1 protein-coding gene is annotated in these 541 nt (G+C 64.5%); it reads right to left on the reverse strand.

The features are described from left to right. Positions 1-339: cation-transporting P-type ATPase (locus JK635_RS29235; protein ID WP_202656091.1), on the reverse strand; the 339-nt coding region annotated here is incomplete at its 3' end. Between the last annotated feature and the right edge of the window lie 202 nt (positions 340-541).

Consider the following 541-nt stretch of genomic DNA (forward strand, 5'->3'; position numbering starts at 1 on the left):
ACGGCGCAGCGCGTCCAGCGCGCGCTCCACCTTGTTCTCCTGGAAAAGGGTGATGCCGATCACCACGAACACGAAGCCCAGCAGCATCAGTGCTTCCTGCCTGCTGCCCAGCGCCAGGTAGACCGCGCCGCAGGCAATGAGCAGCAGGAACATCGGTTCGCGCACGATGCCCGCCGCCACGGCCAGGATGCCGCGCTGCTGTGCCGATGCAAGCTCGTTGTAGCCATGACGCGCAAGAAGCGCCGCGGCCTGTTCGTCGGTCAGGCCTTGCTCCGCATGGATGAGCGGACTGTCGAAACCCACCCTGGTGACGCACGCTTGCGCTTGCTGTTCGGGCATCGCTGGTGATCCCGGAGAGTTGGGGCTGCTCCATGCGCTCGGTGCAGCAGTGCATCAACGCAGTGCGGGGATGACAGGCTGACTTGGACACAAGGGCATGCGATGGCCATGCGTGGCAGCACCGCATGGGACAGGCGTCCATGGTAGGAAGGTGGCCTGAAAGCAGGCTTGACGCAGGTCAAAAGTCCCGGACGGTGTAGGG

Source organism: Neobacillus paridis (assembly GCF_016765675.1).
Lineage (GTDB): Bacteria > Bacillota > Bacilli > Bacillales > Cytobacillaceae > Neobacillus > Neobacillus paridis.